Consider the following 9,020-nt stretch of genomic DNA (forward strand, 5'->3'; position numbering starts at 1 on the left):
GTTGTGTTTGTTCGCCGACCCCCCCTCTCCCCCCTCCCTCCGCCAAACTTGGTTCTGCGGGCAAGGACGGAGCGGTCGCAACCGCGGGAGCTGGCGCGTCCGGAGCGCGGAAATAGGCCGAAAGCTGGGTCATGCCATCCTGAGCGGCGCGCGCCAGGACCTCGTCGCTCACGGCCTGCCAGGCGTCGCCGCGGCCGGTCCGGCCTGCCTTTTCGTCGCCGGCGAGCCGCACCACGCGCTGGCCCTGTGAATCGTAGATTTCCCAGACCCAGGACAGCGTCGCCTGGCGCTGGCGGGTCCAAAGCGAGACATAGCCTTTGATGCGATAGGGCGCGAAACCCTCGCGCGTGACCACCGGCACATTCTGGGTCTCGGCCTCGTGGCTGAGCTTGCGGACATAGCGATCGAACACGGCCGGCGGCAGTCCGTCCACACGATCGAAGGCGACGGTGGCGCGCTGGCCGGCCGCGGGCGCGCCGCCGGTCGTGGTGCAGGCAGCAGCCGCCAATGCGAGCGCACCGGCGCAGACGAGCCGTGCCGCTAAGGAAATCATGACGCCTCCGGCAGCGATGGGACTCTTGCGGTCCGCTTCAGCCGACAGGCAAATTCGTAGCGGGAATTGGGCGCCCGGTCCAGCGACGCTCAGGCCTGTCCAGCGAGGACGATGGCGCTCACATGCCGCCCATAATCCGGTTCCTGCCGGTGGACCGAGCGGCGGTAGCTGTAGAAGCGGCCGGGATCCGCATAGGTGCAAAGGCCCAGATCTTCGAACTGGCCGACGCCATGGCGTTCGAGACGCGCAGCAATGAAGCCGGGCAGATCGAACATGGCGTGACCCTCACGCGCGGCGGGTCCAAAAAACCGCGCATGCGTTTCGTCGGCACGCAAAAATTCGTCGACAAAGCTTAGGCTGACCTCGTAATTCTCGCGGCGGATCGTCGGACCGAGTGCGACGGTCATTCGCCCGCGCTCTGCCCCGAGCGCCTCCATGGCGGCGATGGTGGCCTCGATCACCCCGGAAAATGCGCCGCGCCAGCCTGCATGCGCAGCCCCGATCACCCGCGCCTTGGGATCGGCAAACAGCAGCGGTCCGCAATCGGCCGTCGACACGCCGATCGCAAGTTCCGGTGTTTTCGTCACGATCGCATCGGCGCACGGACGCGTCTCGACATTCCAGGGCTGCTCGGCCACCACGACATGCGGCGAGTGAATCTGAAACGCCGTGATCAGCCTTGCTGCATCGACGCCAAGCGCATGCGCCATACGCGCCCGGTTCTCGGCAACATGCGCGGCGTCATCGTTCGAGCCGATGCCGCTGTTGAGACTTGCATAAATGCCGCCGGACATGCCGCCTTCGCGGGTGAAGAAGGCATGGCGGATGCGGTCCAGCACGGCGAGCGATTGCGCGTGGAGTTTCATGCCGGCACAAATCCCGGAAGTGCACCGAGTTTCGGGTCGCAGATCGCGATGACCTTGAACATTTCCCCCATACCGGTACGCCCGCCTTCGGTGAGCCGCGTCACCGCGGCAGTGATGTTGGCAGCCTGTTCGGGGGTCGCACCGCGGCGCAATGCTTCGGCACGGGCATCGATGCCAAGTTCGCGCAGGAATTTCGCCTGCGTCACCGGGCCCTGCACCACAGCGCCCATGCTCGCCGCCGCCTGGCCGAAAATCTGGAAATCGACATGCGCGGTGAGGTCGGCCATGCCGGGCGCCGACAGTGGATCGGCGAAGGCGTGTTCGTTGACCGATTGCAGGGTTTCGCCGACATCGCTTTCGACATGGCCATAGTCGATCAGCAGTGCGGCGCCGCCGCCCCGCACCTGGCGCGCGATGTCGAAGGCATGAATGTCGTTGCGCCATTCGAAGATCGCGCCGACCGGGGCCTCCTTGATCTTCCGCGGCATGAAGCGGTCGAATTGCGGCAGCGCGTCGGGCGCGAGCCCGAGCGCGAAATCGCCGTTGGCGTTGAGCCCGATCACCCGCTCGTGCCAGCCATCGGCCTGTTTGACCACCTGATGCACCGGCAGCGCGTCGAGATATTCATTGGCCAGAATGATGGCCGGCCCTTCCGGCACCTCGATGAGATGGCGATGCCAGGTCAGCGGAACATCGGCGTCCCCAAGATTGTGACGCTGGAGCGACTCCAGCGCCGGGCTGATCTCCACCAGATGCACCGACAGGGCCTGACGGAATTTCGGCAATACCTTCGCCGCCCGCAGCGCGTCGCGCATCATGGTGCCGCGGCCGGGGCCGAGTTCGATCAGGTTGACGGCATCCGGCTCCCCCATCATGCGCCAGACCGACAGCGCCCACAGGCCGAGCAGCTCGCCGAAAATCTGGCTGACTTCCGGAGCTGTTGTGAAATCGCCGCCCGCGCCGAACGGATCGCGCGTGACGTAGTAGCCGTGCTGCGGATGCGTCAGGCACAGCGACATGTAGCGGGCGATCGGCATCGGGCCGCCCACTGCGATCAGACGGCGGATTTCCTTTTCCAGTGGCGACGGGTCGCTCATGCAGTCTGGCTCCCGCTCGCAGCACGCCGCAGCGCGTGCCAGACAAAAGCCAATCCGGCGACGAACAGCGGGATGGACAAGAGCATGCCCATGGTCATCCCGCCCCACAGGAAGCCGAGCTGCGGATCCGGCTCGCGGAACAATTCGCAGAACGAGCGCGCGAGCGCATAGCCGCAGGCGAACAGGCCGATCACCAGACCCGGACGGCGTAGCGCACCCATGCGCACCGCGACAGCGAGCACGATGAACAGCAAGAGCCCCTCGAGCGCCGCCTCATAGAGCTGGCTTGGATGGCGTGGCAGCGGGCCCGCAGCCGGAAACACAAAGGCCCACGGCACGTCGGTCGGGCGGCCCCACAATTCGCCGTTGATGAAATTGGCGATCCTGCCGAGAAACAGACCGATTGGCGCCACCGCGCAGGTGAGATCGCCAAGCGACAGCACGGGGATTTTGCGGCTGCGCGCGAACAAGAGCACCGCCAGCACACAGCCGGCAAAGCCGCCGTGAAACGACATGCCGCCGCCCCAGAGCTGGAGGATTTCGAGCGGATGGGCGGCAAAATGCGCCGGATTATAGAACAGGACATAGCCGAGCCGGCCGCCGAGGATAATGCCGAGCGTCACCCAGACGATGAAATCGTCGTAATCGGCGGTGGTGAGTGGCGCCTTGCCGCGCCAGAGGGCGTCGTTGCCGATCAGCCGGCGTGCGTAGAACCATCCGATCAGGATGCCGAAGATATAGGCCAGCGCGTACCAGCGGATCGCCAGAGGGCCGATGCTGACGAGCACCGGGTCGATATCGGGAAAAGGCAGCGCCGCCAGCGGCATGTCGTTCGTCCGGTCGTTTAGGCCCGAGCGCTTGAAGGGCCGGGACGGCTACGCCATATCACAGGAAAGCGTAATCGGAAGGAGCGCAGCATGACCCAGACCTCGGGCCGGTTCTTTGACGAGATTGCGCGGCTGATGAACGATGCCGCCGGCGTCGCCCAGGGCGTGCGGCGGGAATTCGACACGCTGTTCAAGACCCAGGCCGAGCGCTGGCTGAACGACCTGGATCTCGTCAAGCGCGAGGAATTCGAGGCGGTCAAGGATATGGCACGGCTGGCGCGCGAGGAAAACGAGGCACTGAAGGCCCGGATTGCCGCGCTCGAGGCCAAGGCGGGGATCACCCCGCCAGCCAGCAAGGATGGCCAGCCCGATATCGGCGATATGCGGCTGGACGGCTGATTTTATCCGTTAACCCCTGTTTTCTTGCCATTCCGGCGGCGCGCCGGTATAAGCCCGCGCGTCCGTGGCCCCCGCACCCCTGGAGGCTCGCCACGGCCGTTTCATGACAATCTGACATCACAATCTGACATCAAACCGACAGGACCAAGCGCATGACCGCCGTGAAGGAAATCAAGGCGACGTTGCGCCCGAAGGCCGGCAAGGGGGCCGCCCGGGCAGTGCGTCGCGAGGGCAAGACGCCCGCCGTGATCTACGGAGCCAACGAAGCCCCGCTCGCGATCGCCGTCGACCACGTCGACATTCGCACCAAAATCTATGCCGGTCACTTCCTGACCACGCTCTATGACATCGATCTCGACGGCAAAAAGCATCGCGTGATCCCGCGCGACTATCAGCTCGACCCGGTGAAGGATTTCCCGATCCATGTCGATTTCATGCGGCTCGCAGAAGGCGCGCTGGTCCGCGTCAACGTCCCGGTTCACGTAATCAATTCCGAGCAATCGCCGGGCGTGAAGCGTGGCGGCGCGGTCAATATTGTGACCCACTCGCTGCCGCTGCGCTGCCCGCCGGAGCGCATCCCGCAGTCCATCGAGGTCGATCTCGCCGGCATGGAAATCAACAATTCCAAGCATCTGAGCGACGTGAAGCTGCCGGAAGGCGTCAAGCCGATCGGGCGCGAGGATATGACGCTGGTCACCATCGTGCCGCCGTCGGGCTATGCGGAAGAGCAGCGTCAGGCTGCCGAAGCGTCCGAAGCTCCTGCCGCCGCCGCAGCGCCGGCTGCCGGTGCAGCGCCGGCTGCGGCCGCAGCCGAAAAGAAGCCGGCCGAGAAGAAGTAAACTCGGCCTCACACAGGCGGCGGGGCGCCCTGCCCCGCCATCATCTCCATGTACCTCGTGGTCGGGCTCGGCAATCCCGGCGCCCGCTATGCGGGCAACCGGCACAATATCGGTTTCATGGTGGTCGACGCCATCGCGAAGCGCCACGGCTTTGCGCCGTGGCGCCGACGCTTTCAGGGCGTCGCCACCGAAGGCAATCTCGGCGGCAAGAAAACGCTGCTGCTGCTGCCCGGCACCTTCATGAACGAATCCGGCCGCGCCGTCGCAGAAGCGGCCAATTTCTACAAGATCGGCCTGCCCGACATCGCGGTCGTGCATGACGAACTCGACCTCGCGCCCGGCAAGGTGCGGATCAAAGTTGGCGGTGGCGTCGCGGGCCACAACGGCCTGCGTTCGATCTCAGCCCACCTCGGCAACGACTACAAGCGGGTGCGGATCGGCATTGGACATCCCGGCAACAAGAACATTGTGCACAGCTATGTGCTGTCGGACTTCGCCAAGGACGAGCGCAATGGCTGGGTCGAGACCCTGATCGATGCCATGGCCGAGCACGCGCCCCTGCTTGTGCGCGGCGAGGATGCGAGCCTGCAGAACAAGGTGCATCTGGCGCTGGCGGCGAAGGGATTTGACAAGCCGAACGGGCCGAAACCCTGATTTCCGCGGACGGGATCTTCGTTGACACGAAAACACGGAAACACGATATTCGTGTCATGAAAAACGTGACTGTCACCCTGCCCGAGGAGCTCGCGACCCGCGCCCGCGTCGCCGCCGCGCGCGAGAACAAGAGCCTGTCGCGCTATATCGCCGACCTGCTTGCCGAGCGGTGCGGCCGCCGCCCTGCTGTCCCCAGTCGCGAAGAGGCGCTCAAAGCCCTTGAAGCATTGTGGCGCGGACCCGGACTGCCCGGCGTCAGCGAGGACTGGAAAGGCCGGGACGAACTCTATGCCGAACGCGACGATAAGCTGCTTCGTGGATACCAACATTCTGGTCTACAGCGCCGATCCGGCGGCGGCGGGAAAGCAGCAGGTAGCTCAGGACTTGCTGAGACGCCTCGCAAGTTCCGGCGCGCTCGTTCTAAGCCCGCAAAGCCTGAATGAGTGCTATCGAGCATTGACACGATCTGAACGCCGCATCGCGACCAACCCAATCGCAAGAGCCTATGTCGAAAATTACGCCGCCTTCTGCACAGCACCCTATGACCTCTCCGTCACGCTGCTGGCCTGGGACATTCAGGACAAACATCTCTTCTCCTGGTGGGATTGCGTGTTGCTCGGCTCGGCAACACTTGCGGGATGCACCGTGTTTTTCAGCGAAGACCTGCAACATCACAGACAGATCGGTTCGCTGACGGTCGTAAATCCCTTCCTCGGCTAGAAAGAAAGTTTCCATGGGCTTCAAATGCGGCATCGTCGGATTGCCGAATGTCGGCAAGTCGACGCTCTTCAACGCGCTGACCGAAACCGCTGCGGCGCAAGCGGCGAATTATCCGTTCTGTACCATCGAGCCGAATGTCGGCGAGGTTGCCGTGCCCGATCCCCGGCTCGACAAGCTCGCCCTGCTCGGCAAATCCGAGAAGATCGTCCCGACGCGGCTGACCTTCGTCGATATTGCCGGCCTCGTGCGCGGCGCCTCGAAAGGCGAGGGCCTCGGCAACCAGTTCCTTGCCAATATCCGCGAAGTCGATGCCATCGCCCATGTCGTGCGCTGCTTTGAGGATACGGACATCACCCATGTCGAAGGCAAGATCGATCCGGTCGCCGATATCGAGACCATCGAGACCGAGCTGATGCTCGCCGATCTCGACTCGCTGGAGCGCCGCGTCGATGCGCTGGAAAAGAAGGCGCGCGGCAACGACCGCGAGGCGAAGGAAACGCTCGATCTGGTGCAGCGCTCGCTCGCGCTGCTGCGTGAGGGCAAGCCGGCCCGCATGATCGAGCGCAAGCCGGAGGAGGAAAAGACCTTCGCCATGCTCGGCCTGCTCACGGCAAAGCCCGTGCTCTATGTCTGCAATGTCGAGGAAGGCGCCGCCGCGACCGGCAATGACTATTCGGCGAAAGTCGAGGCGCGCGCCAGGGAAGAAGGCGCGGTCGCCGTCGTGATTTCGGCGAAGATCGAATCCGAGATTGCGGTGCTTTCGAAAGAAGAACGCGCCGAATATCTTGACGCCGTCGGCCTGAAAGAAGCCGGTCTCGACCGGCTGATCCGCGCCGGCTATGCGCTGCTCGATCTCGTCACCTATTTCACCGTCGGCCCCAAGGAAGCGCGCGCCTGGACCATCACCCGCGGCACCAAGGCGCCGCAGGCGGCCGGCGTGATCCATACCGATTTCGAGCGCGGCTTCATTCGCGCCGAGACCATCGCCTACGACGATTTTGTCGCACTGGGCGGCGAAGCCGGCGCGCGCGACGCCGGCAAACTCAGGCTGGAAGGCAAGGAGTATGTCGTCGCCGACGGCGACGTGATGCATTTCCGGTTTGCAACCTGAACTAGCTTCTCGAGCGCGCGCGCAGCGGCGGCGCGGGGACACCGATTTCCACGCCGCGGTCGCGGATCGCGCCGAGATGCTCGTTGATCCGGAACACCACCATCACCAATTCGCAGGCGATGCGCACGAACATCACGCCGGCGAGGATGAAAATCATCGAGGCAAACAACATCAGACTGCCGGCAAGGATGTTGATCGCCATCATGCCGAGCGCCGTCAGAATCAGCGACAGGCCGACCAGCACCGTCAGCGCCAGACACAGCCAATAAAACACCCGGATGATGGATGGGGTGATGAAGCGGTCCCATTGCAGCAATTCGGATAGATCGATCATTGCCCGCTCTCAGCGTTTTGGACCGGCGCCGCGCGACAGACTTGACCCAGCCATGCGGGCCGGTCAACCGACGGAACCGGGTAGCGATTGACGCAGGTTGTGGCGGCCGCTACCCAATTGCATCTGCTGAAAGGGTGTGCACGGCCTTGGCCAAATTCTATTTCGAAGACTTCCAGCCCGGTTACACGGCCGAGTACGGCCCGCGCCTCGTCACACGCGAGGAAATCATCGCCTTTGCCGCGCAATACGATCCGCAGCCGATGCACCTCGACGAAGTGGCGGCGCAGAAATCGATGCTTGGCGGTCTTGGTGCGTCGGGCTGGCATAGCTGCGGGATCATGATGCGCATGATCTGCGACGGTTTCATGTTGGATTCGGCCTCGATGGGCGCCGGCACGGTGGAGGAGGTGCGCTGGCAGCGCCCGGTCCGGCCGGGCGATCGCCTGACCCTGCGCCTCACCGTCCTCGAAGCGCGCGCCTCGAAGAGCCGGCCGGACATGGGCATCGTGCGGATCCGCTACGAAATGCTGAATGCGCACAATGAATGCGTCATGACCATGGTGACGCCGGCAATGTTCGGCCGCCGCCCCGCGGAGGCCTCGTCATGATGCGCTTCTACGACGATCTGCGGGTGGGCGACCGGCTCGATCTTGGCTCGCATCTGTTTACCGCAGACGACATCAAGGTGTTCGCGCGGCAATTCGACCCCCAAGCCTTTCATCTTGACGAAGCCGAGGGTGCACGGTCGCATTTCGGGGGACTGGTCGCATCCGGCTGGCATACCGCGTCGATCTGGATGCGCAAGGTGGTGGACCACAACAAGCGCGAGGCCGAGCTGCTGCGCCAGCGCGGGGAGCGTATTCCCGAGGTCGGACCCTCCCCCGGCTTTCGCAATCTGCGCTGGTACAAACCGGTTTTCGCCGGCGACACGGTGACCTATTCCTACGAGGTGCTGGAGATGCGGGTGTCAAAGTCGATGCCCGCGCGCGGCGTCGTCACCGTGCTGGGCGGCGGCATCAACCAGCATGGCGTGCAGGTGTTTTCGCTCGAGAGCATCGCCTTCTTCGAGCGCCGCGATCCGACGCCGGCGTGATTGCGCGGCCAAGCTCGCTTCAACCTAGCGCCAATCGCCAATGACCGCCTGAACCAGCGTGAGCGCTGCAATGGCCGCGGTGTCGGCGCGCAGAATGCGCGGCCCGAGCGCAAGCCGCACCACATTGGGCTTGGCGAGCAGCAAGGCGCGCTCCTCCTCGGCGAAGCCGCCCTCGGGGCCGATCAGCACGGCGAGCGGCGCTCCCCGCGTGAGATGCGAGAGCGCGGCGACCGGATCGCGCGTCTCGGCATCCTCGTCGCAGAAGATCAGGCTGCGTTCGCCGAGCGCATCGAGGGCCTTCGGAAGCGGGATCGCGTCGGCGGTCTCGGCGACGGTCAGAATGCCGCATTGCTCGGCGGCCTCGATCGCATTGGCCTGCATGCGCTCGACATTGACCCGCGCCGCCTGGGTGTGGCGCGTGGTCACCGGCTGAAGCCGCGAGGCGCCGAGCTCCACCGCCTTTTGCACCATGTAATCGAGCCGCGCATGTTTGAGCGGCGCGAACAGGTAATGCAGGTCGCAGGCGT

At 64.5% G+C, this 9,020-nt stretch carries 14 protein-coding genes; 8 read left to right on the plus strand and 6 right to left on the minus strand.

The window, feature by feature from the left end:
- The 4 genes from ACK41X_RS21355 to lgt form a co-directional block, all read right to left on the minus strand.
- Window positions 1–553 (minus strand): hypothetical protein (locus ACK41X_RS21355; protein ID WP_409727619.1); only part of this gene is annotated, 553 nt, incomplete at its 3' end.
- A gap of 89 nt (window positions 554–642) precedes the next feature.
- Window positions 643–1,419, minus strand: coding sequence for a peptidoglycan editing factor PgeF (gene pgeF, locus ACK41X_RS21360; RefSeq protein ID WP_409727621.1), 777 nt, complete (start codon window positions 1,417–1,419; stop codon window positions 643–645).
- Window positions 1,416–2,516, minus strand: a complete 1,101-nt coding sequence (locus ACK41X_RS21365; RefSeq protein ID WP_409727623.1) for a class I SAM-dependent methyltransferase — start codon at window positions 2,514–2,516, stop codon at window positions 1,416–1,418. The genes pgeF and ACK41X_RS21365 overlap by 4 nt, the downstream gene beginning before the upstream one ends.
- A complete protein-coding gene (gene lgt / locus ACK41X_RS21370; protein WP_409727625.1) occupies window positions 2,513–3,343 on the minus strand; it encodes a prolipoprotein diacylglyceryl transferase in 831 nt (276 codons plus the stop codon). The genes ACK41X_RS21365 and lgt overlap by 4 nt, the downstream gene beginning before the upstream one ends.
- 90 nt (window positions 3,344–3,433) lie before the next feature.
- On the opposite strand from lgt, the gene ACK41X_RS21375 reads away from it, so the two are divergent.
- The 6 genes from ACK41X_RS21375 (at window position 3,434) to ychF (ending at window position 7,066) form a co-directional block, all read left to right on the plus strand.
- Window positions 3,434–3,742: an accessory factor UbiK family protein gene (locus ACK41X_RS21375; protein ID WP_409727628.1), complete on the plus strand. Its 309-nt coding sequence runs from the start codon at window positions 3,434–3,436 to the stop codon at window positions 3,740–3,742.
- Between the two features lie 152 nt (window positions 3,743–3,894).
- On the plus strand, window positions 3,895–4,581 hold the full coding sequence (locus ACK41X_RS21380) for a 50S ribosomal protein L25/general stress protein Ctc (protein ID WP_409727632.1): 687 nt from the start codon (window positions 3,895–3,897) through the stop codon (window positions 4,579–4,581).
- Window positions 4,582–4,629: 48 nt separating this feature from the next.
- Window positions 4,630–5,235, plus strand: coding sequence for an aminoacyl-tRNA hydrolase (gene pth, locus ACK41X_RS21385; RefSeq protein ID WP_409727635.1), 606 nt, complete (start codon window positions 4,630–4,632; stop codon window positions 5,233–5,235).
- Between the two features lie 56 nt (window positions 5,236–5,291).
- Window positions 5,292–5,678, plus strand: coding sequence for a hypothetical protein (locus ACK41X_RS21390; RefSeq protein WP_409727654.1), 387 nt, complete (start codon window positions 5,292–5,294; stop codon window positions 5,676–5,678).
- Entirely contained in the window at window positions 5,566–5,955 is a 390-nt protein-coding gene (locus ACK41X_RS21395; protein ID WP_409727652.1) for a PIN domain-containing protein, read from the plus strand. The genes ACK41X_RS21390 and ACK41X_RS21395 overlap by 113 nt, the downstream gene beginning before the upstream one ends.
- Before the next feature lie 13 nt (window positions 5,956–5,968).
- Window positions 5,969–7,066 (plus strand): redox-regulated ATPase YchF, encoded by a 1,098-nt coding sequence (gene ychF / locus ACK41X_RS21400; protein ID WP_409727638.1) that lies wholly within the window; start codon window positions 5,969–5,971, stop codon window positions 7,064–7,066.
- Between the two features lies 1 nt (window position 7,067).
- On the opposite strand, the gene ACK41X_RS21405 is transcribed toward ychF, so the two are convergent.
- Window positions 7,068–7,400 carry a DUF4282 domain-containing protein gene (locus tag ACK41X_RS21405; protein WP_409727641.1) on the minus strand — a complete coding sequence of 111 codons (333 nt, stop codon included), beginning with the start codon at window positions 7,398–7,400 and terminating at the stop codon, window positions 7,068–7,070.
- Window positions 7,401–7,546: 146 nt separating this feature from the next.
- On the opposite strand from ACK41X_RS21405, the gene ACK41X_RS21410 reads away from it, so the two are divergent.
- On the plus strand, window positions 7,547–8,008 hold the full coding sequence (locus tag ACK41X_RS21410; RefSeq protein ID WP_409727644.1) for a MaoC family dehydratase: 462 nt from the start codon (window positions 7,547–7,549) through the stop codon (window positions 8,006–8,008).
- Window positions 8,005–8,493: a MaoC family dehydratase gene (locus tag ACK41X_RS21415; RefSeq protein WP_409727646.1), complete on the plus strand. Its 489-nt coding sequence runs from the start codon at window positions 8,005–8,007 to the stop codon at window positions 8,491–8,493. Before ACK41X_RS21410 ends, ACK41X_RS21415 begins: the two co-directional genes overlap by 4 nt.
- A gap of 24 nt (window positions 8,494–8,517) precedes the next feature.
- Here the strand turns inward: ACK41X_RS21415 and ACK41X_RS21420 are convergent.
- Window positions 8,518–9,020, minus strand: a 503-nt coding sequence (locus ACK41X_RS21420) for a 16S rRNA (uracil(1498)-N(3))-methyltransferase (protein WP_409727649.1), incomplete at its 5' end; no start/stop codon positions are given.

Source organism: Pseudorhodoplanes sp. (assembly GCF_046289595.1).
Lineage (GTDB): Bacteria > Pseudomonadota > Alphaproteobacteria > Rhizobiales > Xanthobacteraceae > Pseudorhodoplanes.

What these genes read in the sequence shown, in the direction of transcription:
- pgeF (WP_409727621.1), bottom strand. Translation starts at nt 1,419, where the DNA reads ATGAAACTCCACGCGCAATCGCTCGCCGTGCTGGACCGCATCCGCCAT.
- ACK41X_RS21365 (WP_409727623.1), bottom strand. Translation starts at nt 2,516, where the DNA reads ATGAGCGACCCGTCGCCACTGGAAAAGGAAATCCGCCGTCTGATCGCA.
- lgt (WP_409727625.1), bottom strand. Translation starts at nt 3,343, where the DNA reads ATGCCGCTGGCGGCGCTGCCTTTTCCCGATATCGACCCGGTGCTCGTC.
- ACK41X_RS21375 (WP_409727628.1), top strand. Translation starts at nt 3,434, where the DNA reads ATGACCCAGACCTCGGGCCGGTTCTTTGACGAGATTGCGCGGCTGATG.
- ACK41X_RS21380 (WP_409727632.1), top strand. Translation starts at nt 3,895, where the DNA reads ATGACCGCCGTGAAGGAAATCAAGGCGACGTTGCGCCCGAAGGCCGGC.
- pth (WP_409727635.1), top strand. Translation starts at nt 4,630, where the DNA reads ATGTACCTCGTGGTCGGGCTCGGCAATCCCGGCGCCCGCTATGCGGGC.
- ACK41X_RS21390 (WP_409727654.1), top strand. Translation starts at nt 5,292, where the DNA reads ATGAAAAACGTGACTGTCACCCTGCCCGAGGAGCTCGCGACCCGCGCC.
- ychF (WP_409727638.1), top strand. Translation starts at nt 5,969, where the DNA reads ATGGGCTTCAAATGCGGCATCGTCGGATTGCCGAATGTCGGCAAGTCG.
- ACK41X_RS21405 (WP_409727641.1), bottom strand. Translation starts at nt 7,400, where the DNA reads ATGATCGATCTATCCGAATTGCTGCAATGGGACCGCTTCATCACCCCA.
- ACK41X_RS21415 (WP_409727646.1), top strand. Translation starts at nt 8,005, where the DNA reads ATGATGCGCTTCTACGACGATCTGCGGGTGGGCGACCGGCTCGATCTT.